Here is a 22477-nt window from a genome sequence, read left to right as displayed (position 1 = left end):
GCCTCGTTCCACCGACTGACCTGGTTGTATAGGGGTGTCGGAATGAGGAAAGTGCCCTCTGGGCTGGGATGATTGGTGTTCTCACGCATCAATCGGTCCAGTTCGGAAAGGCACTTCCGGTGCAAGTTTCGCATAGGTTCGCCTCGGATTCAGCGGTGTTCGACGATGGCAATCTCGTGTCGTGTGCCGGTGTGGTTGCGGTGATGACGTTGGCCGAGCAGACCGGGCTTTCGCGCTTGCTCGGCGAGAAGGTCCACATCAGCGCGCCGCGGATAAAGTCCGGGTCGGCGAACCCGGCACCGAAGCTGGCCACCGTGGTCGCAGGCATGGTTGCCGGTGCGGACTGCATCGATGACGTCGACATCCTGCGCAGCGGCGGGATGAAGTCGCTCTTCGACGGCGTGTACGCACCGTCGACGGTGGGAACGTTGCTGCGGGAGTTCACCTTCGGTCACGCCCGCCAGTTGGAGTCGGTGCTGCGCGAGCACCTGGTGGCGTTGTGCGGCCGGGTCGACCTGCTCCCCAACGCCGCCGAACAACGGGTGTTCATCGACATCGACTCGTTGCTGCGCCCGGTCTACGGCCACGCCAAACAAGGCGCCTCCTACGGGCACACCAAGATCGCCGGCAAGCAGATCCTGCGCAAGGGACTGTCCCCGCTCGCCACCACGATCAGCACCGCGTCCTCGGCTCCGGTGATCGCCGGGATGCGGCTCCGCGCCGGAAAGGCCAACTCGGGCAAGGGTGCCGCACGGATGGTCGCCCAAGCCATCAGCACCGCCCGCGCCGCCGGTGCCAGCGGGAAGATCCTGGTCCGCGGCGACTCGGCCTACGGCAACCGCAAGGTGGTCGCCGCGTGTGTCCGCGCAGGCGCCCAGTTCTCGCTGGTGATGACCCGCAACCCGGCCATCGACCGCGCGTTGGCCGCCATCGACGACGACGCGTGGACACCGGTGTCCTACCCCGGAGCGGTCCAAGATCCCGATACGGGGGCCTGGATCTCCGATGCCGAAGTCGCCGAAATCCCCTACACCGCATTCGCATCCACCCCCGATGCGATCACCGCCCGCCTGGTCGTGCGCCGCGTCAAAGACGCCCGCTACCCCGACGCGCTGTTCCCGGTGTGGCGGTATCACCCGTTCCTGACCAACACCGACCTGCCGGTCACCGAGGCCGACGTCACCCACCGCCAGCACGCGATCATCGAGACCGTGTTCGCCGATCTGATCGACGGAGCGTTGGCGCACATCCCGTCGGGCCGGTTCGGCGCGAACTCCGCCTGGGTGCTGTGCGCGGCGATCGCCCACAACCTGCTGCGCGCCGCCGGAGTCCTCGCCGGAGAACGTCACGGCCGAGCGCGGGGATCGACGCTGCGCCGCCGCATCGTCAACGTGCCAGCCCGACTGGCCCGTCCACAGCGCCGACCAGCCCTGCACCTACCTAGCCGCTGGCCCTGGTCGAAGGCCTGGCTTGCCCTGTGGCGCAGCATCATCGGACACAGCCCACCACAACGCGCGATCCCCTGATCAACTGCCAAACAGGCCCGACCGGAGCACACAGGAAAAGCTGGCCAGACCAGCGGGGCCACCTCATGCCCGCATCCCGAACATCGGCATCAACGAGAAACGACTCCCGTCACCGAGGTCAGTCGGTGGATCGAGGCTTAGGTGTGAAACTCGCCCGGCCGGATGCCAAGGTTCTCGCGGTGATGGGTGACGGCGCCTTCTTGATGAACAGCCAGGAGATCGAAACGGCTGTCCGGGAACAGATTCCGCTTGTCGTGCTGATCTGGGAGGACAACGGCTACGGTCTCATCGAATGGAAGATGGACCTTGAACTCGGCGCGCACTACAACGTCGGTTTCACCAACCCGGACGTCGTGAAGTATGCCGAGAGCTTCGGCGCCAAGGGGTATCGGATCAACGCCGCCGACGAACTGCTGCCGACGCTGCGCACCGCGCTGGCCTCCGACGGCGTATCCATCATCGCCTGCCCGGTCGACTACTCGGAGAACATCAGCCTGACCAACAGGCTCGGGGAGCTCGACGACACGCTGTAGCGGGCCTGGCGCCTGAGCCTGGTTTCCGACGTTCTGGCGGCTCCGACGACGGCCAGGGCACCAAAACGTCGGGATTCACGGACGCCAGCCGCGGGAGAGCAGCGCTGCGCGTGCCTCGTTCACGATCTCGTGGGAGTCGTCCTCTTTGATGACGTGCACGATGTGCCAGTCGAGTCTCGCGAGCGCGCGGGCCGCCCACACATCCTTCGCGTACTGGGCGCGGCTGGTGAGGTGCTGGGCGCCGTCGTATTCGGCCCCTACCTTGAACTCCGTCCACACCATGTCGATCCGGCGGACGTAGCGACGGTCCTCGTAGAGGACGAATTGTGTTGTGGGCTTTGGCAATCCTGCGTCGATGAACAGGAGTCGCAGCCAGCTTTCCCGCGGTGACTCTGCCCCGCCGTCGACCAGCGGTAGCGCTTTGCGAAGCAGTGGTAATCCGCGCGCCCGTGGGTTGCGCCCGGTCAGCGCATAGACGTCATCCATCGCGAACGGGTTGGCGTGCATCAGGGCATCGAGACGGGCGACAGACTTATCTCGCGGCAGACGCCGAGCAAGGTCGAAGGCGGTCCGGGCACGCGTGGTGACGCGCACGCAGTCGATGCAGGTGATCTCGTGAGACGTGATCCGCTCGTTGTGCAGGACCAGGCCGCGCTGCGGGCGGCCGGTGGAAACGACCTCGATATCGGTGTCCGCATCGACCCAACTCGCGCCGTGCCACGCGGAAGCCGCAACACCAGCGATCACCCCGCCCGTGGCCAACGAGGCACCGACAATCCGATCGCGCAGCGTCGGCTCGTGGCGAGCCGGGACGTAGATACCGCGATAAATGGGCCGGTAGCTCGTACGCAGCTGTGACCGGCTGAGATGGCCCTCGGTGACCGCCGCGCTGCCCACGAACGGTATGCGCACATCTGTTCAGACGCACGGGACGCCGCGGCGGCTCCCTGGTGCTGTGGATTCCGACGTTCCGGTCATGGCGCGGGCATTCAGGACACCAGAACGTCGGAAACCAGCTCGCTACTTCCAGCGGGTGAGGATCTCGTTGATCTTCTCGGTCAGCGCCCACTGCAGGAACGGGCCGAAGGTGATCCGGCCGACGCCGATGGCGGTGAGCGCCGCCAGATCGGCATCGGGCTTGACCGTGACACTGACCGGCAGCGGCACGGCCTCGACCAGGGTCGCCAATCCATCGGCGGGTTGCAGGCCGGCCGGGAACAGTGAATCGGCGCCGGCTTGGGCGGCCAGGGTGAGCCGGTCGATACCGCGCTGCACGCGGTCGGAATCAGCGCCTTCCTTCTTGATGAAGATGTCGGTACGGGCGTTGATCACCACGTGCACCCCGGCCGCATCAGCCGCGGCGCGCAGTTCGCCCACGAGCGCCGCATGCTCCTCGGGAGTGCGCAGCCGGTCGCCCTCTTTGTGCACGGTGTCCTCGAGGTTGAACCCCACTGCCCCGACCGACAGCAGTCCGTCGATCAACCGGGCGGGCGACTCGCCATAACCCGACTCGATGTCCACCGACACGGGGACATCGACGGCGGCGGTGATCTGCGCGACGCGGGTCAGCAGATCATCGAAGCTGATCGCTTCGCCATCGGGCTTTCCGAGGGAGTCCGCGACGGGATGGCTGCCCACCGTGAGGGCACTGAAACCTGCGTTGACCACGGTGTTCGCCGACCACGCGTCCCACACCGTGGGGAGCACCCCGGGATTGCCAGGACGGTGCAGCGCCAGCAGCGCAGCGGCTTTCTCCACAAGCACCTGATTCGACAATTGGGTTACCTCTCGTTTCGTAGACGTGATCTGTCTCACTACGGAGTCCGTGTTGTGGCTAACATCAAATGCGTAATGTGAGCCATGACACCCTTCAGTCCAAGGAGGTCACTAGTTTGTCCACTACGACCGAGATTGCCGAACTCCACGAACTCATCGGCGGCCTTCGCCGATGCGTCACATCGCTGGCGGCCCGGCACAGCGACAGCCCCGCGATGCGCCGCATCGTGAACGACGCCGAACGCATGCTCAACGATATCGACCGCCTCGATATCGACGCCGGAGAGCTTGAGACAGATCGCGGCGGACGGACGGTGCACCACCCGCATTCGGTGGAGAAGATCTCCATCCCCGACACCGACTATGACAGTGACTTCTGGCGCGACGTCGACGACGAAGGGCTCGGCGGCACGCGGTAAGCACCGCGCCAGCACACAACAGAAAAAGAGGGAACTCAGTGAGCGCACCGACCTCGGATCGTCAAGGTACCGGCGTCTTCTCACCAACGAGAGCTCAGATTTCACAACGCACCCTGCGCACCGACGCGTGGTGGAAGTCTCCGCTCATCGTGGATCTCGGGTTCGCCGCATTCGTCATCTACGCGACGGTGCGTGCCTTCCTGCAGAGCAATTACTACGTTCCCGCCTATCACTACCTGACACCGTTTTATTCACCGTGCGTCAGTAAGGGCTGCGTGCCGGAAGCAAGCCACTTCTGGCCGCAGTTCCTTCCTGACGTCTGGTGGCTGCCCTACGCCGCGCTGTCGTTGCCGTTCCTGCTGCTGTTCCGGCTGACCTGCTACTACTACCGGGGCGCATACTACCGCTCGGTCTGGCAGTCCCCCACCGCGTGCGCGGTGGCCGAACCGCACGCCAAGTACACCGGTGAGACGCGTCTGCCGCTGATCATCCAGAACACCCACCGGTACTTCTTCTACATCGCCGCGGTCATCTCGGTGATCAACACCTACGACGCGATCATCGCCTTCCATTCGGACAAGACCGCCAGTGGCTTCGGCTTCGGCCTGGGCAACATCATCCTGCTGGTCAACGTCATCATGCTGTGGGTCTACACGATCTCGTGTCACTCGTGCCGGCACGCCGTCGGCGGCAAGCTCAAGCATTTCTCCAAACACCCTGTGCGGTATTGGATGTGGACGCAGGTCAGCAGGCTGAACACCCGGCACAAGATGTACGCCTGGATCACGCTGGGCACCCTCATGCTGACGGACTTCTACATCATGCTGGTGGCCAGTGGCACCATCTCCGATCTCAGATTCATTGGTTAACAGAACAATTCACAACTGTGTTTTTCGATAGATGAGGGTGGTTAATGGTTGAGCTCGAACGGCACCAGTACGACGTGGTCGTCATCGGTGCCGGCGGCGCGGGGTTGCGAGCGGTGATCGAGGCCCGTGAACGGGGCCTACGGGTGGCAGTGGTCACCAAGTCGCTGTTCGGTAAGGCCCACACCGTCATGGCCGAAGGTGGCTGCGCGGCAGCCATGAAGAACGTCAACTCGAAGGACTCCTGGCAGGTGCACTTCGGTGACACCATGCGCGGCGGCAAGTTCCTGAACAACTGGCGGATGGCCGAACTGCACGCGCAGGAGGCACCGGACCGGGTGTGGGAGTTGGAGACCTACGGTGCGCTCTTCGACCGCACCAAGGACGGCAAGATCAGCCAGCGCAACTTCGGCGGTCACACCTACCCCCGACTCGCCCACGTCGGTGACCGCACCGGCCTGGAGATCATCCGCACCCTGCAGCAGAAGATCGTCTCGCTGCAGCAGGAGGACAAGAAGGAACTCGGCGACTACGAGGCCAGGATCAAGGTCTTCCACGAGTGTTCGATCACCGACCTGATCAAAGACGGGGACCGGATCGCCGGAGCGTTCGGGTATTGGCGTGAGAGCGGCAGTTTCATCCTCTTCGAGGCCCCGGCGGTGGTGCTCGCGACCGGCGGCATCGGCAAGTCGTTCAAGGTGTCGTCCAACTCGTGGGAGTACACCGGCGACGGCCACGCCCTCGCGTTGAGGGCGGGCTCCAACCTGATCAACATGGAGTTCATCCAGTTCCACCCCACCGGGATGGTCTGGCCACTCTCGGTGAAGGGCATCCTCGTGACCGAGGGTGTCCGCGGTGACGGCGGGGTGCTGAAGAACTCCGAGGGCAAGCGGTTCATGTTCGACTACATCCCCCCGGTGTTCAAAGGTCAGTACGCAGAGACCGAGGAAGAAGCCGACCAGTGGCTCAAGGACAACGACTCGGCGCGGCGCACCCCTGACCTGCTCCCCCGCGATGAGGTCGCCCGGGCAATCGTCGCCGAGGTCAAGGCGGGTCGCGGTACCCCGCACGGCGGGGTGTACCTCGACATCGCCTCGCGCATGCCCACCGAGGAGATCAAGCGCCGGCTGCCATCGATGTACCACCAGTTCATCGAGCTGGCGGAGGTCGACATCACCAAGGACGAGATGGAGGTCGGCCCGACCTGCCACTACGTGATGGGTGGGATCGAGGTCGATCCCGACACCGGCGGCGCCGCGACTCCGGGACTGTTCGCGGCCGGTGAATGCTCCGGCGGCATGCACGGCTCCAACCGCCTCGGCGGCAACTCGCTGTCGGACCTGCTGGTGTTCGGCCGCCGGGCCGGGCTCGGGGCCGCCGATTATGTGCGGGCCCTGACCGAGCGGCCGACGCCCCCGGAGGCGGCTGTCGAAGAGGCCACCAAGATGGCGTTGGCTCCGTACGCGGCGCACGAGAATCCCGAGAATCCGTACACGCTGCATGCCGAGTTGCAGCAGTCGATGAACGATCTCGTCGGCATCATCCGCAAGAAGGAAGAGATCGAGGAGGCGCTGGTCAAGCTGGACGAGCTGCGGGGCCGCCTGCAGAACGTCGTCGTCGAGGGCGGCCGGATCTACAACCCGGGCTGGCACCTGGCCATCGATATGCGCAACATGCTGCTGGTCAGCGAATGCGTGGCCAAGGCCGCCCTGCAGCGCACCGAGAGCCGCGGCGGGCATACCCGCGACGACTATCCGGCGATGGACGCCAACTGGCGCAACACGCTGCTGGTGTGCAAGACCACGGGTGCCGCGACCGCCGAGGCGATGGTCCCCGGTGTGACGGTCGATCCCGAGCCGCAGGTGCCGATGCGACCGGACCTGCTGGCGACCTTCGAGCTCGCCGAACTCGAGAAGTACTACACCGAGGCCGAATTGACCGAGCACCCCGAACGGAAGGGCTGACCATGGCTTCTTATGACGCGAGTCTGCGGGTCTGGCGCGGCGACGAGGACGGCGGCGAGCTGAAGGACTACACGGTCGAGGTCAATGACGGCGAGGTGGTACTCGACATCATCCACCGCCTGCAGGCCACCCAGGCCGGTGACCTGGCCGTGCGATGGAACTGCAAGGCCGGCAAGTGCGGCTCCTGTTCGGCCGAGATCAACGGGCGCCCGCGGTTGATGTGCATGACCCGGATGTCGACGTTCGGTGAGGACGAGACGGTGACGGTCACGCCGTTGCGTACCTTCCCGGTGATGCGCGACCTGGTCACCGATGTCTCGTTCAACTACACCAAGGCCCGCGAGATCCCGTCGTTCACGCCGCCGAAGGACCTGCAGCCCGGCGATTACCGCATGCAGCAGGAGGATGTGAACCGCAGCCAGGAGTTCCGCAAGTGCATCGAGTGCTTCCTGTGCCAGAACACCTGCCACGTGGTTCGCGATCACGAGGAGAACAAGGAGGCGTTCGCCGGACCGCGGTACCTGATGCGCCAGGCCGAGCTGTCCATGCATCCGCTGGACACCCTGGACCGCCGCGATATGGCTCAGGACGAGAACGGGCTTGGGCTCTGCAACATCACCAAGTGCTGCACCGAGGTGTGCCCAGAGCACATCAAGATCACCGATAACGCGCTGATCCCCATGAAGGAGCGCGTCGCCGACCGCAAGTACGACCCGATCGTGTGGCTGGGGAACAAGCTGTTCCGGCGATAGTCAGCTCGAGGTGAGAATGCCCTTCCCGGCTTTCCCGGGACGGGCATTCTTACCTCTGGGTCACTGGTTCGCGAGATTGGCGATGCGGGCCGGGCCGTGGTTGTTGTGCCAGCCGGGCTTGGCGGTGGGGGCCGGGTGGGCGTACGTGTCAGGGCTGTAGGAGTGGCCCGGGCCGGTCGGGGCGGTGCTGGTGGTGGCCGCAGCGGCGGTGCCGGCCAGGCCGAGGGCTCCGGCGCCGATCAGGGCGGCGGTGCAGATTCCGAGGGCTGCGGCCTTCAGGTTCTTGATCATGTTCGTAATCCTTTGTGTGAGTGGCTTTCTGCGTTGAGATAAGAATGCCCCGGTTTACACGTGGGATATGTCGGGTGACCGGTGGATACACCGGGTGAACTGCGTGTCCCCCGATCGGGGAAAGGGAATCTGCGCGCGCCCGAGTCCACGACGAAATCGACGCCCACAACCGTCGGCACTCGGCGTACGGTTGGTGGAACGACCAGAAAGATGTCCGATCAGCGTCGAAAGGGACACCGATGACACTGGGTGCAACCAAGAGCGTCAACGATATTCGCAACGCCATCCGCGAGCTCAGTACCCGCGCCGAGCTGGCCCGCAAGGAGGGCCGCCCCCGCGACGCGGCCGAGATCGAGCAGCGGATCGCCGTCTACCGCGAGGAGCTCGCGGGGCGGCCCTAAACGCCGAGCTTGCGGAACGTGCTGCGGTGGAACACGATCGGCGGCACGTCGTGCACGGTGATGCCGGTGACCTGCAGAACGACAATCGTGTGGTCACCCGCCAGCACCTGCTGATCGATGGTGCTGCGCAACCACACGCTGGTGCCGTGCACGAACACCGCACCACTCTCGTGTGAGTGGGTGTCCAGGCCTTCGAACCGATCCCCGGTCTTGGCGGCCAAAGTGCGCGCGGCTTGATCGTGCGATTCGCCGAGCAGGCTGAGCCCGAGGGACGGCAGGTCCTTCAGCTTGGGCCACGTCTCGGAGCTGTTCTGCACGCAGAACGCCACCAGGGGTGGATCAAGGGACACCGGAACGAAGGTGCTCGCCGCGAGGCCGACCCGGACACCGTCGACTTCCGCGGCAATCGCGATGACACCGGACGGGAAATGGCCGAAGGCCTCGCGGAGGGAGGCTGGGCTCAGCTCTGTGTCGCTCATAACACTTCCATCTTCACACGTAACGGTGCGCGGCGGCCACATCAGGGTGCGCGCGCAACCTGCTCTTCCACGCATTGCGCCCGTACACAGCGTAAATGCGATCGTTGGCGGGGTCGTCGGTGACCCCGCGGGCCTGTGCTGCCAGGTCGGCGGGCAGCGGCAGGACGGGTATTTGCGCGTCGAGGCGCGGGTTGAAGAAGTAGGCGACTGACAGACGCTCGGCCTCATGGATCCGGACGCGGTGCTCGGTGGCGCGCAGGTAGCCGCCGCTGGCGATCTCCAGCATCTCGCCGATGTTCACGATGAGCGCCCCCGGCAGCGGGTCGACGTCGACGTAGCCATCTGGACCGGTCCCGGTCACGCGCACCTGCAGGCCGGCGCTACCGGCTTCCACGAGCAGCAGGGTCAGCACGCCGGCGTCGCGATGCGCCCCGACACCTTGACTCGACGGTGCGCCACCGGGATACCGGATCACCTTGATCAGCGTGGCCGGCGTATCCGCGAAGGCCGCGTCGAACACGTTCTCCGGATTTCCCAGGGCAACGGCCCAGTGCCGCAAGAGGGTTCGCCCCACCCGCGCCAAGGCCGCATCCCACTCGGCGATGACAGCGGGCAGTTCAGGCAGTCCCGCGGGCCACTGGTTGGGCCCCTGCAGCCGCAGATAGGGCTCGCCCGGGTCAGACATCGGGGTGCGCTCGGGGCCGATGTCGATCTGCTCGCGCCAGTCCACCTGGCCACCAGTGAGCTCACCGCCCAGCCGGGTGTATCCGCGGAAGTGCGGACTGTTGACCATCGCGACCGCATCCTTGGTTGCCTGCGGCAGCGCGAACAGTCGTCTGGCCTGGGTCAGCACCCGGTCGATCAGCTCATCAGGGACGCCATGACCGGTGAGGTAGAAGAAGCCCACCTCGTGCGCCACCTGACCGAGCCGGCGTCGCAGGACGTCCGGATCATCCCGGAGGTCGACGACCGGCAACGCCGTCTGCACAGAAACCACAGGGCCATCTTTCCCGCCGAACGGACGGAGGGCCATGGTCCGGCTCAGGGTGAATGGAACCGCGGAGTCGGTTCACGAGCCAAAGAGGCTGCGCTACTTTTCCTTGGACTCGCCGTAGTAGCTGTACGAGTACGCGTACGCGCCGCTCCCCTTCGACGGGATCATGGTGAACACCGCGCCCAAGAGCGTGGCACCGACGCCGTGCAGAGTTTCGACCGCCTGGGCGAGCTGTTCGCGCTTCGTCTGGCCATACCTGACCATGATCAAGGCACCGTCGGCATTGGCGGCGAGTATGGCCGAGTCTGTGACGGCCAGCAGCGGTGACGAGTCGACGATGACGTAATCGAAATGTGCCCGCAATTCGGCAAGCACCTTCGTCGCGGCCTGGGACGCCAGCAGTTCGCTCGGATTGGGCGGTGTCGTACCCGCGGCCAGGACCGTGAGACCGTCGAACTGTGTCTTCTGCAGCGCTTCTGTCAGCGGTACCGCACCGCTGAGCACGGTGCTGAATCCCACGGGTCCCACAAGGTCGAGATACTTGTGAACCGTGGGCCGGCGCATGTCGCCGTCAACCAGCGCGACGTTGTTGCCGCTCTCCGCCAATGCCAATGCGATGTTGATTGCGGTGGTGGACTTCCCCTCGTTGGGAATCGAGCTGGTGACGACGATGACACGCGGCGGGTTGTCGACCGTGAGAAAGCTCAGATTCGTGCGGAGCTTACGGAACGATTCCGCGATCGCACTGTTGTCCTTGCCGAAAAGGATGGCCGGGTTCTTTCGGCGCTCCTTGTCGAGTTGGATGCCGCCCACCACGCCGACATCGGTGATCTCCTCAAGAACCTCTCGGCTCTTGACGGTGTTGTCCAGGAGGTCGCGGACTATCGCTAGGCCTATTCCGAGCACAAAGCCCGCAACGACACCAAGCAGCAGATTGCGGACCTTCTTCGGAGTTACCGGCGAACTCGGTACAGTTGCGCGCTGCTCGACAACAACACGTGCATCGGGTGTTACCGCACCCTCTGGGGTCTCCAGCTCACGCACCATGGTCACGAATTCGTCAGAAAGTGCATTGGCTATATCCCGCGCGCGCACCGGCGATGGGTCGAGGACATGTACGTCGATCAGCACCGTATCCGTCTTCGCGGTGGCGGAGACCTTTTGTTGCAGCGACGCCGCTGTCATGTCCAGGCCAAGTTTGTCGACAGTGCGCTGCGCGAGCGTCTCACCCATGAGTAACTGCGCGTAAGAGACAACACGCTCTTGCGAAAAACGATTGCCTTGATAGACGTCAGACGCGCTGTTACCGGCCGACGCCGAGACAAAGAGACGAGTTGATGCCTGATACTGCGGAGTGGTCATCAGTGTCACCGCGATGGCAACGACAACAGCAACCAATACCGACGCACAGACTGTAATCCACCTGGTCCGCATCAGCCTCAAGAAGTCTTGCAGCTTCAAAGCCACCCCTTCGGTGTCACTCATCCCTATATTTGCGCCCCACGATCCGACCGGTGACCGCCGGCCAAACTCTATATTGCGGCGATTCCTTTGACAGCGGTGTCACTAGCTAACAACTCCCTATGCATTAGACGCCAACTCATCTCGAGCACTCCGGAACCTGGACGCTCGGAACGACGCTATCGATCAGGGGCTGGATCGGCACCCGCGGTTCGCCCGGCACCGTGGGCTCCGACAGACGGAATACCAGTTCACCAGCCTGTCTCGGAGGGATGGCGACCTGGATCTCAAAAGTCGGATGCCCACGTTCCGTCCCCGTGAAGACCGGTATGCGTTCGCCATTCGAGAACGCGCTCAAGATCTTTGCATCCTTGGTCGCGACGAGGCGCACCGACGTCAACATCGACCCGCTAGGCATGGTGAACGGAATGTTCGGTATCACGCCATTGGCGCCGGCTACGTAATCGGGCAATGGCGCGTCAGGGGCAACACTTTTCAACTTCACCGTGACAGTGGTGTTCCTATGATCCGCTGAGCAGCCGTCCCCGGCGTATTCGATCTCGCGCCGCAAGTAGTAGTCCATCTTGTTGCCGCCGAGATTGTTGATGACGACCGCGGCGTAGGGCGCTGAGTCTGCGGGGACGGCATGGCCCAGAGGTGTCTCTTCGAGCAGTTTCTGCTCGTCTGGCGACGCGCTCCAGGCGGCGATGCGGCCCTCACCGACAGCTTTGCCCAAGGCTTCGAGCAGCTGCCGGGGTGATTCCACGGTTCCCGTCATCTTCTTCACCACTGCGTTCGCAATATCCTGGAGATACTGCTTACGCGCCGTCTGATCGGTGGGAAAGCGTTGGTACGCAATCGACTCAGTCAGCTCAACTACGTTGTCTTTGGTGACCTTCTCACCGTCGGCAAGTGTCACCGGCCCCACCGCGCCAAGGATGTAGCTCAACGCAACAGGGTCAATGGCGATGGCACCATCAGCGTTGATTCCCGACTGTTGCGCCCACATGGATTTCCAGATCTGGGCGGCATACGGAAAATGCGAACTGAGATTGCTGTTGCGGAAATCTGTGCTGGCGTTGGCGAAACCGTACTGTTCGGCGTACTCCGGTCCGAGGTCGAGCGGGGTGAACGGTCCCTTGAGTTCGGTGTTGGGTCCCAGTGCTTCGACGGTGGGCTTGCCGTTCTCGAAATGAAGAATGCCGAACCCACCGAGAATTCCCCCGGTACCACGCGCCTCGGCGTTGGTCTGAAAGCCCATGAAGTAGGTTCGCGGACCATCGGCGCCCATCATCGATGGGGCCAACCGGGCTGCAAGAGCGGTGTTTTCCAGAAGGGAGGTGATCTTTGCCGTTTGGGCTTGAACTTCCGTTCGCGCCCTCCCGAGTACCGACAGATAGGCCGGTTCTGGGATCGCACTCGCCTCAGCTTCCAAACGGCGGGCATCCGCGGAGATCTTGCTGAGTGCAGGCTCGTTCTCCTGGAGAAGGCGCACGTTCAGACGTGAACCTTCGAACAGTTTGTCGGGCGAAATCGCCACGCCGACTTGCGCAGACGGCTTGAGCACCTCACTGGCGAGGCCGAGCACGACACCCGAGATCTGTCGGCCGGTCTCGAATGGACTGCCCAACCACGGAACAGCAGCGGCAATACTCCACGGCAGCGAGTGCGTCGCATCGTTCGCTGCTTGCGCGTGAGTCGCTGCCGAGTCCGCCAATCGCTGGCCCTCTTCGACTCGCCCGTCCGACAGGGCTTCTTTGGCCTGCTGTGCGTTCTCTCGCGCCTGCTCCAGCTCACTTTTGGCCGAGTAGGCCTCGAATCCGAGCCAGCCGAGCAAGGCGACGACGATCACCAGGAGCGCCGCACCCACCACCTTGGTCTGGCGGCGACTCAGCACATCACGAAAGCGTTCGAACCGTGGCGCGCCGTCAGTCTCCACTCGATCTTCATCGTTCGAAGAGTCGCTCAGCGGACATCGCCTTCCCATTCAGGGCTGCGGCCTATCTGACTGCAGCATCAACGGGACGGCTGATGTGTCCCTACTGACCAGTGCGGCGTCTGCGGACTAGCAGCCTCTACCGAACGAGACGGTCAACGTGCCGTACGGCCCGATCTTCGCGCTGGCCCCCAAGAGACACACCTGGAAATTCAGTCCGCCCGTGATCGATTTGTAGATCGGCTTGAGGAAGCCCGGGATCAAGGACAAGGGCGTGAACACCAGCACGGTGGTCTGGGCCGGCGGATTCGGATTCGCGGTACCGATCCACCACAGCTGATTCTGCAACCAGTTGTCTTGAGCAATGTTGTCGATAACCTGGGTCACCGGGGCCAGAGGGGCCGGTGTGGCGATATCGGCCTGGGCGGCAATCGCCGGAGTAAGGGTGGCAGCTGCCGCGACGGCGCAGGTTGCGACTCCCACCTGAAATTTGGTCGTTGCGTTGGAAAAACGTGTCGCGATAGCGGACATTTTCTCATGGCCTTCCGTCAAGGAACTTGAGAAAAGAATCCCAGACCCTGCGCCCCCTGTCAACACGAAAGAGCGCAGGTGAAGGGATGTTTCTACGCCTAAGCAAATTAGCCGGAATGCCACCATCCAAGGCCCGCTATCTCTGGTCAGCGCTGCCCGCGGAGTTGATTTACACCGGACACATAACGGACCAGCATCTCGTCAGAGTCGGTTGCCCGATATCCGGCGGAATACGTTTTCGCCAGGTCCAATACACTATTCCGCGGCCGAGGTGCGACCGGACCTGCAATCGAGGCAAAGTATCGTTCGGCGCTCACTGCGGTCACCCGATCCGGATCATGACCAGCCAGCGCAAACACCCGACGCGCGATACCCGCCCATGAGGTCACCGGCCCGGAGCCCGTCACGTTATACACGCCGTACGGGACGCACGTCTCCAACAGGTGCCGGATGGCACCGGCCAACTCGGAGGCGAAGGTCAACCGCCCGAACTGGTCGTCGACGACCGACGGGTTCACGCCGCACTCAGCGAGACCCAATATGGTGCGGACGAAGTTGGGTCCGTCGCCGATCACCCATGATGTGCGCACGATGTAGTGGCGAGGAACTGTGGTGACGATCTGGTCGCCCGCGGCCTTCGTCTGGCCGTACACGCCCAGCGGAGCAGGCGGATCGTCTTCGCGATAGGCCCGCTCCGTGGTGCCGTCGAATACGTAGTCACTCGAGATGTGGACAAGGGTCAGTCCGTGTGCGGTGGCGATCCGCGCCAATGCGGCCACACCCACGACATTCGTCGCCCAGGCTGCAGCACGCCCGTGGGGTGTCTCTGCCGAGTCGACAGCGGTGTACGCCGCGGCGTTGATAACGGTGTCATACTCCCGCCACCGGAATGCCTGGTCGAAGTCGGCGGCGAGGTCCAACTCGGCCCGATCGGCGAAGTCGACGTACTGGACATCGTCGTACACGTCCCGCAAGGCCCGGCCCAGCTGTCCGTTCGCGCCAAGGACCAACGTCTTGCGTGGCAGCATCGGAACGACATCGGTCAGGCTCGGATGGGCACGGTCTTTAGCTGACAATTCGGCCGTTTCCAACGGGATCGGCCAGGCGATGGCCAGTGTGCCATCTGCGAGGCTTACCGACGTGTAGGTGGCTTCCGGTGAATAGTGGTCGTTGACCAGATAGGTATAGGCGGTGTTCGCCTCGAGGGTTTGAAACGCGTTGCCGACACCACGTGGCACGAACACCGCACGCGAAGAGTCCAGTTCCGTGGTGAACACCGTCCCGAAGGAGGGGCCGGTGCGCAGGTCGACCCACGCACCGAAAACCCGACCGGTAGCCACCGAGACCAGCTTGTCCCAGGGCTCAGCGTGGATACCGCGGGTAGTGCCGACTGCATCGTTGAACGACACATTGTTCTGCACCGGCCCGAAGTCAGGCAGCCCGGCAGCCACCATCTTCTCGCGCTGCCAGTTCTCCTTGAACCATCCGCGGTTGTCGCCGTGCACCGGTAGGTCCCAGACGGTCAGACCGGGAATCGGAGTCGCACTGCAGCGGAGCGCCTTTCCATACTCGGTCACAGTCACTGGCCTAGGCGAGCGTAGAACGCTTCGGTCGCGTCTTTGGCCGGCGCCCACCAGGATTCGTTGTCGCGGTACCACTGGATGGTCGCGGCCAGACCGCTCTCGAAATCCTGGTAATGCGGCCGCCAGCCGAGTTCGGTGCGCAACTTGGTCGAGTCGATGGCATAGCGCAAATCGTGCCCTGCGCGGTCGGTGACATGGTCAAACGCGTCGGCGGGCTGGCCCATCAAGGTCAGGATCATTTCGATGACGGTTTTATTGTCCTTTTCACCGTCGGCACCGATGAGGTACGTCTCACCGACGCGACCCTTTTCCAGGATCGTCAGGACAGCCGATGAGTGATCGTCGGCATGTATCCAGTCCCGCACATTTCGACCTTCGCCGTACAACTTTGGGCGCACGCCGCGCAGAATATTGGTGATCTGGCGGGGAATGAACTTCTCGACGTGTTGATAGGGCCCGTAGTTGTTGGAGCAGTTGGAGATGGTGGCTTCCACCCCGAAAGACCGTACCCAGGCACGCACCAGCAGATCGCTGCCCGCTTTCGTCGACGAGTAGGGCGAGGACGGGTTGTACGGGGTGGTTTCGGTGAATCGTGCCGGGTCGTCGAGTTCAAGGTCGCCGTACACCTCGTCGGTCGAAATATGGTGCAGCCGAACGCTATGCCTGCGCGCCGCTTCCAGGAGCGTGAAGCTGCCGACCAGATTCGTGTGCAGGAATGGGTGTGGATCACTCAAGGAGTTGTCGTTGTGTGACTCCGCGGCGTAGTGGACGACGGCATCGACCGATCCCACCAAGTCGTCGACCAACGCGGCATCCGCGATATCGCCCAGTACAAAGGACACCCGATCCTCCGGCAGGCCCGCCAGCGACTCGCGGTTGCCCGCGTAGGTGAGCTTGTCCAGAACGGTGAGGTGATGGTCGGTGTGTTCGACGGCGTAGTGGACAAAGTTGGACCCGATGAATCCGGCACCCCCGGTGACCAGCAGCCGCGCCATCAGCGCCCCCTGTCCAACAGATCAAGCAGGTAGGTGCCATAGCCGGATTTCACGAAAGCCTGCGCACATGACCGCAATTCGTCGTCGCTGAGGAAACCTTGTCGCCAAGCGATCTCCTCCGGAACCCCGATCTTCAGTCCGGTGCGCCGTTCCATGGTGCGGACGAAGTCGGCGGCATCGGTCATCTGATCGAAGGTCCCGGTATCCAGCCAGGCCGTGCCGCGCGGCAGCACCTGGACCTGCAGCCGGCCCTGTTCCAGGTACATCCGGTTGATATCGGTGATCTCGTATTCACCGCGCGCGCTCGGCTTGAGGGACTTCGCCATCGACACCACGTCGTTGTCGTAGAAGTACAGGCCCGGGACGGCGTAGTTACTCTTCGGTGTTTTAGGCTTCTCCTCGAGCGACACTGCTCTTCCATCTGCATCGAATTCGATGACACCGTATGCATCGGGTTCTGCGACCCAGTAGGCGAAAATCGCACCACCGTCGACATTGCGGAAACGCTGCAATTGGGTACCCAGGCCGGGGCCGTACAGCAGATTGTCGCCCAAGATTAGAGCCACACGTTCAGCCCCGATGAAAGTGGCTCCGATGGTGAACGCTTGTGCCAGTCCGTCCGGTGACGGTTGCCGAGCGTAGGTGATAGACACGCCGAATCGCGAACCATCGCCGAGCAACCGTTCGAAACTGACAGCGTCGCGGGGCGTGGTGATCACCAGGATGTCGCGGATGCCGGCCAGCATGAGCGTCGACAGCGGGTAGTACACCATTGGCTTGTCATAGACCGGGATCAATTGCTTGGACACCCCGAGCGTAATGGGCTGCAGGCGTGTCGCCGAACCCCCTGCCAGGATGATTCCTTTCACGCGGCCATCGTGGCATACGGCTCCCGGCTGTGGACTAACGTTGCGGTCACAGCGGGGATCTGCACGTCCATCTGCAGCAACGGGAACCAGGAGCTTGGTCTGCACGTCCTATTCGTTTGCACTGGAAACATATGTCGATCCCCTACGGCGGAGCGACTGTCGACTGCGCTTAACGCCGAGCTACAGATTCCTGGCTTCACGGCGACCAGTGCCGGCACCCGCGCCGTCATAGGGCATCCGATGCACGCCCAAGCCGCCCGCGTCCTCGAACACCTGGGCGGGGACGCATCCGGTTTTGTGGCACGACATCTGACACCTCTCATCGCCAACAACGCGGACCTGGTGCTCACGATGACGACCACACACCGCAACGGCGTACTAGAACTCGCTCCGCGACAACTGTGCAAGACCTTCACCTTGGGTGAGGCCGCGTTGCTGGCTGCTGAGTACGACCCACTCAGCATTGCCGACCTCGCGACGTTGCGCCCGCGCCTCTCCGGCCGCCCGGTGGCCAGCATTCCCGACCCGATCGGCCAGGACGCGGAGTACTTCACCGCCATCGGGGCCAATATCGCCGAGTTGCTCCCTCCGATCCTCGAATTGTGCCGTCGCTCGGCCGCCCTCCCGAGCGACTAACCGACACATGTGGCTCACCCTCCTGGTGATGGCCGTCGCGGTCAGCCTGGAACCATTCCGCATCGGCATGGCGGCGGTCATGCTGAGCAGGCCGCGCCCGCACCTGCAACTGGCGACATTCCTGGCCGCGGGCTTCGCGATGGGTCTGGCCGTCGGCGTGACGGTGCTGTTCGTCATAGGAAGACGACTTCCTGAGGCACATTTCACTCTGCCCCGCGTGCAGATCGCCATTGGAGCACTTGCAGTGTTAGCAGCGCTCGCGGTCGCTGTGACGCCGGGGACGGCTCGTACACCTCCGGAGTGGCTGACGCGGGCGCTGGAGGGAGAATCCCTTTGGGTGGCCGGAGCTGTCGGGCTCGGGATTGCGCTTCCGTCTGTGGACTACCTAGCCGCTCTTGCCGTCATCATGGCGTCTGGCGCAGGCGCGTCCACTCAACTCGGTGCACTCATCGCGTTCAACGTGGTGGCATTTGCGTTGGTCGAGATTCCGTTGATCGCCTACATGATGGCCCCGGCCAAGACCAGCGCCGCGATGGCGGGGCTGAACGATTGGATCCACGCGCGTCGACGTAACGAAGTCGCAGGCCTGCTGGCGGTGGTGGGTGCAGTGCTGCTCGCGGCCGGGCTATTGGGCATCTGAGCCGACGCGTCGCGGCGAGAAGCCTCTGCCAAGCGCCGCTCTGCGGCCCCGAGAATTTACATCTCGTTTACGATTGTCGGCTCACAGGCAGGTCACGCCGATTGACGCGACGTACCCGCTACATGCCGTGCGTAGCTGCCAGTCCCTGGACGCGGTCGGGGACTAAGCCGACGGACACGCGCCCAATTACATGCGGCAACTGAACAGCCCGTTCAGCTACCCCACAGGCTAGATCCACAGTTACGCCAGGCTCCGTCGCGTCCACATTGCCCACGGTCAGCACAGTGGCGCGTTCACCGCATCAACAATTCGGATCCGATCAGGCAAGAAAGCTGCGGCACAACCAACAACGCAACCGCGTACCTGGACACCCACCCCCACCGGTCGCTTTGCCCGATGAAGGCAAAGCGTGCAGAAGTGCATAAGAAATATGTCGCAATGTAGGCATTCTGGCGAATTACAGTGCGGACTTCCAGGAGCATCCAACCGAGCGCCACTCGGCCGGCATATCGTCATTTCCAGCAAACATGGACAAGATCGAATCGGTCGAATTTAGCCCCAACGCCCCGCGGTGCTCACATCACAATAAGACCCCCCGGCAGCTAGCGACCAAATGCCCCCTACCTGCATCTTTACCGCCGCCCACCGGGTCCCGCGATACAGATTGAGATTTACCTTCAGGAACGTTAATAATTCACTGTGCAAACCTGATGTGGGCCCACTACTATCCTTCTGAACTGCACAAAAGATGGGAGGAGCGCCATGACGGATGCAGAACGCAGCCCCACATTGCACATCGCAACCTTCCAGCAATCCAGCAAATCTTGCGCCCAGCTCTTCATCACTTCTCCAGCGATAGCGGACAAGGACGTTCACTATCGAGCAACCACTCACGAAACATTGCTCCAATTGACGGTGTCGTCAGCGAGATATCGGCCTTAGCGTCGACATACGCAACATCACTCGGAGGACAAATTGTTTGCTGACTTCGAACGGACGGGCAAGTGACGGACGTAGCTGACGCGATTTCGCATGTCCCTGCCGCTGGAAAAACCGCAAGGGTCGCCGTCACGGTTAAGAAACTAGCTTCGGGCGCAATCGATTCACCGCGTACGCGTTGGGAACGCACCAGCGCACCGAGAACGAACCTCTTCCCGACTACCGCCATCGAACCGCGTCAGATCGACAAGACTGCGCCGAGTAGGCCACTCGTCAGCCGTATCCGCGGATACATGGTGGTTCCGGCGATCGATTTCGTGATGATGCTGGTGCCCTTAGTGTGGCGACCACCCCAGATCTATTCGATGATTGCCTTCGCTGTTCTGGGAATCCTGCTTCTCACTGGCGGTACCAAATACACCGCGCCACTACACTTGAGTGTCCTGGACGAACTTCCCACGATCCTCACGCGGTTACTGGCCGCGGCCGCCGTGGTTTCCACGGCGATCCTCTATATGCATCAGAAGATCTCGGTGCTGACCTTCCTCGAGACGGCCGCGCAGGCAATCGCGCTCGTCGTGCTCGGGCGGCTGATCACCACACGACTCATCGCTGCGAGCCGCCGGCGTGGGCTGACCAGACACCACACCGTCCTCATCGGCGGCGGTGCGGCGGCATCCGAACTCGCCAGAACTCTCGCCGAACACCCTGAGTACGGGCTCAAAGTCGAGGGCTTCGTCGATGACTGCGACATCTGCCCGGCCGAGAAATACCTCAAGCGCCTCGGTCGGCTGGCCGACCTGGACATGGCCGTTGTGACATCGGGTGCGGACACGCTCCTGATCGCCGACGGCTCATTCGACGAACGTGCGCTGATGACAGCCGTGAGAACCACGGAATGTCTGTCAGCAGAGTTGCTGATCGTTCCGCGGATGCATCACTTCCACACCCAGACCGGGATGGCCGACCAGATCGGCTCCATTCCCATCATGCGGATCCGCAACCCCAACCTGCAGGGACCGACGCGCGTGATCAAGCGAGTGTTCGACATCGTGGTCTCGACAATTGCGCTGATCGTGCTGATGCCCGTACTGGCCACGGCGGCCATCGCGGTTCGGATCGAGGGCGGACCCGGCGTCATCTTCCGCCAGGTGCGCGTCGGCCGAGACGGAAAGCAGTTCGAATTGCTGAAGTTCCGTTCGATGCGCCCGGCAAATGAAGCAGAGTCACAAACCCGTTGGAATGTGGCCTCAGACAACCGCGTTGGCCCAGTCGGACGGTTCCTGCGCTGCACGTCGATCGACGAGCTACCCCAGCTCTGGAACATCTTCCGCGGGGATATGACCATTGTCGGTCCACGACCGGAACGGCCACATTTCGTCGAGCAGTTCTCCACCGAGGTGGACCGGTACGCCTATCGGCATCGGGTTCAGGTGGGTCTCACCGGCTTCGCCCAAGTCAGTGGCCTCAAAGGCGATACTTCGATCTTTGACCGGGCCCGGTACGACAACTTCTACATCGAGAACTGGTCGCTGTGGCTCGACATCAAAATCATCATCCGCACGTTCCGCGCGGTGGTGTTATACCGAGAGCGGTCCAAGAACTAGGGGCGCGAACCTCTGCACATCGCACCTACGACGCTGCGGATTCCGTGTCCTACCCGCGCCATCCGAGGAAAGGTATCGTCCCTTGGCGAAGGTAATGTTGATCTCCTTCTCAACACTGCCGACGATGCAGAAGTACCTCTACTTTGCAAGCGAGGAACTTGCGGACCGCGGCTTTGAAGTCACCACCGTCGGGTCGACGAAACTGCAAATCCCTTACGTTCCGGGCGAGAACAACCTAGTGGTCCCAACTTCCGCGACGCCTCGGCCCTCCATCCAATCTGCGCGGTTGGCCCGGAAGTCGTTGGACACCGTCATCGGTAGAATCCATGCGACAAAGCCTGACGTCATCCACTTTGTGAACAAGCACGTGTGGAATTACCTGTTGATGCAGCGGCTGCGACTTCGGCGCCTCAATGTCAAGTGGGTCCACACATTTCACGATCCGATTGGGCACGAAGGAGATTCGATTCAACGGGGCGTCATTGCCTATCACAAAGCGGTTCAACGCTCGTTAGATGCCGTGGTCGTACACTCCACAGTGGCTCACACCCAAGTGCTAGAGGTGCTTCGACCGCCGTGCCCAGTCATCATGGCCCCACTCGGAGTCACGCGATGGAAGGAGTACCAAGCCGTCGATTCATCAGAATCCAAGAACGTGCTCGTATTCGGCCGCCTCAATCGGTACAAAGGCTGCGAGATGTACCCCGAGATATTTGATGAGGTGCACCGACTAGACCCCAGCATACGAATCACGGTCGCAGGGCAGCCATCGAATGACCTTCCGAGCGGATTGCTGGAACGAATCGCCCACTGCCCGAACGTCCGTCTGGAGGGCCGCTTCATAGAGGAACACGCCGTCGACCGATTCTTCCGCAAAGCCGCGTTGGTCCTCACCCCCTACACGTCGATGACCCAGTCAGGCGTATTGCTCGATGCTTTCAGTAACTCCCGAACGGTCTTGGCATTCCAGATCGGCGGAATGAAGGAGTTCCTGCCTGCAGATGCGCCGACAGTGAGTTGCTTCGATACTCGCGAATATGCTCGGTCCATAGTCGAGTTCGTGAATGATCCGATTGCTCAGGCACGCGCGGGGCGCAACGCGTGGGAGTTCGGGCGTGCGCGATTTACACCAGCCTCGATGGCAGCCGAACTAGCGCGCACCTACGACAGGGTCTTAGCCGGCACCGGTCAAACCGCGGTCGGCAATGCGTAGTGGTTTGCGCCGACTGAGCTTCGCAAGCCGACATCAGAATGACTCACAACGCGCCTATGCAATTAG

21 protein-coding genes and 1 pseudogene are annotated in these 22477 nt (G+C 62.8%); 11 read left to right on the top strand and 11 right to left on the bottom strand.

The genetic code is table 11. From position 1 onward, the window contains the following. Positions 1 to 119 precede the first annotated feature (119 nt). Together FHU31_RS03125 and FHU31_RS03120 are read left to right on the top strand one after the other, a co-directional pair. Complete coding sequence (locus FHU31_RS03125; protein WP_167155782.1) at positions 120 to 1526, top strand: IS1380 family transposase; 1407 nt, start codon at positions 120 to 122, stop codon at positions 1524 to 1526. Positions 1527 to 1660: 134 nt separating this feature from the next. Further along, positions 1661 to 2059 (top strand): annotated as a pseudogene (locus tag FHU31_RS03120) (thiamine pyrophosphate-dependent enzyme); the annotation flags it as partial. 75 nt (positions 2060 to 2134) lie between these two features. Here FHU31_RS03120 and FHU31_RS03115 read toward each other — a convergent pair. Both FHU31_RS03115 and FHU31_RS03110 read right to left on the bottom strand, forming a co-directional pair. Next, positions 2135 to 2971, bottom strand: a complete 837-nt coding sequence (locus FHU31_RS03115; protein ID WP_167155779.1) for a hypothetical protein — start codon at positions 2969 to 2971, stop codon at positions 2135 to 2137. A 108-nt stretch (positions 2972 to 3079) separates the two neighbouring features. Next, complete coding sequence (locus FHU31_RS03110; protein ID WP_167155776.1) at positions 3080 to 3835, bottom strand: isocitrate lyase/PEP mutase family protein; 756 nt, start codon at positions 3833 to 3835, stop codon at positions 3080 to 3082. Positions 3836 to 3951: 116 nt separating this feature from the next. Here FHU31_RS03110 and FHU31_RS03105 point away from each other — a divergent pair, with 116 nt between their 5' ends. Genes FHU31_RS03105 through FHU31_RS03090 form a run of 4 tightly spaced genes read left to right on the top strand, consistent with a single transcriptional unit; the run spans position 3952 to position 7836 of the window. After that, complete coding sequence (locus tag FHU31_RS03105) at positions 3952 to 4254, top strand: Rv0250c family protein (protein WP_167155774.1); 303 nt, start codon at positions 3952 to 3954, stop codon at positions 4252 to 4254. A gap of 38 nt (positions 4255 to 4292) precedes the next feature. After that, positions 4293 to 5123: a succinate dehydrogenase subunit SdhC gene (locus FHU31_RS03100; RefSeq protein ID WP_167155772.1), complete on the top strand. Its 831-nt coding sequence runs from the start codon at positions 4293 to 4295 to the stop codon at positions 5121 to 5123. A gap of 44 nt (positions 5124 to 5167) precedes the next feature. Next, the gene (locus tag FHU31_RS03095) at positions 5168 to 7084 is read left to right on the top strand and encodes a fumarate reductase/succinate dehydrogenase flavoprotein subunit (RefSeq protein WP_167155770.1); all 1917 of its coding nucleotides are present in this window, start codon (positions 5168 to 5170) and stop codon (positions 7082 to 7084) included. Positions 7085 to 7086: 2 nt separating this feature from the next. Beyond that, on the top strand, positions 7087 to 7836 hold the full coding sequence (locus FHU31_RS03090) for a succinate dehydrogenase/fumarate reductase iron-sulfur subunit (RefSeq protein WP_090362840.1): 750 nt from the start codon (positions 7087 to 7089) through the stop codon (positions 7834 to 7836). A gap of 60 nt (positions 7837 to 7896) precedes the next feature. On the opposite strand, the gene FHU31_RS03085 is transcribed toward FHU31_RS03090, so the two are convergent. After that, positions 7897 to 8127 carry a hypothetical protein gene (locus FHU31_RS03085; protein WP_167155768.1) on the bottom strand — a complete coding sequence of 77 codons (231 nt, stop codon included), beginning with the start codon at positions 8125 to 8127 and terminating at the stop codon, positions 7897 to 7899. A gap of 239 nt (positions 8128 to 8366) precedes the next feature. On the opposite strand from FHU31_RS03085, the gene FHU31_RS03080 reads away from it, so the two are divergent. Continuing rightward, positions 8367 to 8528 (top strand): hypothetical protein, encoded by a 162-nt coding sequence (locus FHU31_RS03080; protein WP_167155766.1) that lies wholly within the window; start codon positions 8367 to 8369, stop codon positions 8526 to 8528. Here the strand turns inward: FHU31_RS03080 and FHU31_RS03075 are convergent. The 8 genes from FHU31_RS03075 to rfbA all read right to left on the bottom strand — a co-directional run bounded on the left by FHU31_RS03075 (position 8525) and on the right by rfbA (position 17376). Further along, positions 8525 to 9007, bottom strand: coding sequence for a flavin reductase family protein (locus FHU31_RS03075; protein ID WP_167155764.1), 483 nt, complete (start codon positions 9005 to 9007; stop codon positions 8525 to 8527). The two genes, FHU31_RS03080 and FHU31_RS03075, sit on opposite strands and share 4 nt — an antisense overlap. A gap of 13 nt (positions 9008 to 9020) precedes the next feature. After that, positions 9021 to 10040, bottom strand: a complete 1020-nt coding sequence (locus FHU31_RS03070) for an isopenicillin N synthase family dioxygenase (protein ID WP_167155762.1) — start codon at positions 10038 to 10040, stop codon at positions 9021 to 9023. Positions 10041 to 10097: 57 nt separating this feature from the next. Then, positions 10098 to 11462: a tyrosine-protein kinase domain-containing protein gene (locus FHU31_RS03065; protein ID WP_167160561.1), complete on the bottom strand. Its 1365-nt coding sequence runs from the start codon at positions 11460 to 11462 to the stop codon at positions 10098 to 10100. Positions 11463 to 11601: 139 nt separating this feature from the next. Next, the gene (locus tag FHU31_RS03060; protein ID WP_167155760.1) at positions 11602 to 13449 is read right to left on the bottom strand and encodes a DUF4012 domain-containing protein; all 1848 of its coding nucleotides are present in this window, start codon (positions 13447 to 13449) and stop codon (positions 11602 to 11604) included. Positions 13450 to 13527: 78 nt separating this feature from the next. After that, positions 13528 to 13929, bottom strand: a complete 402-nt coding sequence (locus FHU31_RS03055; protein WP_167155757.1) for a hypothetical protein — start codon at positions 13927 to 13929, stop codon at positions 13528 to 13530. Positions 13930 to 14075: 146 nt separating this feature from the next. Continuing rightward, the gene (locus FHU31_RS03050; protein ID WP_263988181.1) at positions 14076 to 15506 is read right to left on the bottom strand and encodes a sugar nucleotide-binding protein; all 1431 of its coding nucleotides are present in this window, start codon (positions 15504 to 15506) and stop codon (positions 14076 to 14078) included. A gap of 2 nt (positions 15507 to 15508) precedes the next feature. Further along, complete coding sequence (gene rfbB, locus FHU31_RS03045; RefSeq protein ID WP_167155753.1) at positions 15509 to 16507, bottom strand: dTDP-glucose 4,6-dehydratase; 999 nt, start codon at positions 16505 to 16507, stop codon at positions 15509 to 15511. Continuing rightward, positions 16507 to 17376 (bottom strand): glucose-1-phosphate thymidylyltransferase RfbA, encoded by an 870-nt coding sequence (rfbA, locus tag FHU31_RS03040; RefSeq protein WP_167155752.1) that lies wholly within the window; start codon positions 17374 to 17376, stop codon positions 16507 to 16509. Before rfbA ends, rfbB begins: the two co-directional genes overlap by 1 nt. 9 nt (positions 17377 to 17385) lie before the next feature. Here rfbA and FHU31_RS03035 point away from each other — a divergent pair, with 9 nt between their 5' ends. From FHU31_RS03035 to FHU31_RS03020, 4 genes are all read left to right on the top strand, one after another. Next, positions 17386 to 18012 (top strand): arsenate reductase/protein-tyrosine-phosphatase family protein, encoded by a 627-nt coding sequence (locus FHU31_RS03035; protein WP_308206774.1) that lies wholly within the window; start codon positions 17386 to 17388, stop codon positions 18010 to 18012. Between the two features lie 7 nt (positions 18013 to 18019). After that, the gene (locus FHU31_RS03030; protein WP_167155750.1) at positions 18020 to 18652 is read left to right on the top strand and encodes a GAP family protein; all 633 of its coding nucleotides are present in this window, start codon (positions 18020 to 18022) and stop codon (positions 18650 to 18652) included. A gap of 1004 nt (positions 18653 to 19656) precedes the next feature. Next, complete coding sequence (locus FHU31_RS03025) at positions 19657 to 21198, top strand: sugar transferase (protein ID WP_263988182.1); 1542 nt, start codon at positions 19657 to 19659, stop codon at positions 21196 to 21198. 82 nt (positions 21199 to 21280) lie between these two features. Continuing rightward, on the top strand, positions 21281 to 22411 hold the full coding sequence (locus FHU31_RS03020) for a glycosyltransferase family 4 protein (protein WP_167155747.1): 1131 nt from the start codon (positions 21281 to 21283) through the stop codon (positions 22409 to 22411). The last annotated feature ends 66 nt before the right edge of the window (positions 22412 to 22477 follow it).

Origin of the sequence: Mycolicibacterium fluoranthenivorans, assembly GCF_011758805.1 — a bacterium.
GTDB lineage: Bacteria > Actinomycetota > Actinomycetes > Mycobacteriales > Mycobacteriaceae > Mycobacterium > Mycobacterium fluoranthenivorans.
Note: the sequence above shows the minus strand (reverse complement) of the source record. Positions and strands in the feature narration are given on the sequence as shown.

Coding starts and splice junctions, on each gene's coding strand:
- FHU31_RS03095 (WP_167155770.1), top strand. CDS start 5,168: ATGGTTGAGCTCGAACGGCACCAGTACGACGTGGTCGTCATCGGTGCC.
- FHU31_RS03060 (WP_167155760.1), bottom strand. CDS start 13,449: ATGGGAAGGCGATGTCCGCTGAGCGACTCTTCGAACGATGAAGATCGA.
- FHU31_RS03030 (WP_167155750.1), top strand. CDS start 18,020: ATGTGGCTCACCCTCCTGGTGATGGCCGTCGCGGTCAGCCTGGAACCA.
- FHU31_RS03055 (WP_167155757.1), bottom strand. CDS start 13,929: ATGTCCGCTATCGCGACACGTTTTTCCAACGCAACGACCAAATTTCAG.
- rfbB (WP_167155753.1), bottom strand. CDS start 16,507: ATGGCGCGGCTGCTGGTCACCGGGGGTGCCGGATTCATCGGGTCCAAC.
- FHU31_RS03090 (WP_090362840.1), top strand. CDS start 7,087: ATGGCTTCTTATGACGCGAGTCTGCGGGTCTGGCGCGGCGACGAGGAC.
- FHU31_RS03085 (WP_167155768.1), bottom strand. CDS start 8,127: ATGATCAAGAACCTGAAGGCCGCAGCCCTCGGAATCTGCACCGCCGCC.
- FHU31_RS03080 (WP_167155766.1), top strand. CDS start 8,367: ATGACACTGGGTGCAACCAAGAGCGTCAACGATATTCGCAACGCCATC.
- FHU31_RS03075 (WP_167155764.1), bottom strand. CDS start 9,007: ATGAGCGACACAGAGCTGAGCCCAGCCTCCCTCCGCGAGGCCTTCGGC.
- FHU31_RS03070 (WP_167155762.1), bottom strand. CDS start 10,040: ATGGCCCTCCGTCCGTTCGGCGGGAAAGATGGCCCTGTGGTTTCTGTG.